The 393-nt window shown below is 71.5% G+C and carries 1 protein-coding gene; it reads left to right on the plus strand.

Going from position 1 to position 393, the window contains the following annotated elements; genetic code table 11:
• Positions 1–41 precede the first annotated feature (41 nt).
• A partial coding sequence (locus EN862_RS34980) for a trypsin-like serine protease (protein ID WP_245519821.1) occupies positions 42–393 on the plus strand: 352 nt, incomplete at its 3' end.

Below are 393 nucleotides of genomic sequence, written 5' to 3' on the forward strand. Positions count from 1 at the left end.
CGCTTCAGCGAGCGGCCGAGCACCAGGCACTGCTGGCCGGCATCGCGGCGCTCGCGACGCTCAACGCAATCCACGCGGCCGATGGGCCCGCACGGCAGGAAGCAGCAGTCTCGCCAATGAAGCGCGTCGCGGAAGCAAGGGCGAAGGCCAAGGCCGAGAACCCCGACGGCGCCGATCGCGCCTATGGCGGCAAGGAGGCCGAGAAGGGCGCTTTTCCTTTCCAGGTGGCGCTGCTGACAAGCGACAGGCTGGACGCCAGCCCGGCCTCGCAGCCGGACGCCCAGTTCTGCGGCGGCAGCCTGATCGCGCCACAATGGGTGCTGACGGCCGCGCACTGCCTCGTAGACAACGGCCGGCCGATCCCGGCGGGCGCGGTCACCGTGCTGACCGGCG

It is taken from the genome of Mesorhizobium sp. M2E.F.Ca.ET.219.01.1.1, from assembly GCF_004016445.2.
In the GTDB taxonomy this organism is placed as follows: Bacteria; Pseudomonadota; Alphaproteobacteria; order Rhizobiales; family Rhizobiaceae; genus Mesorhizobium.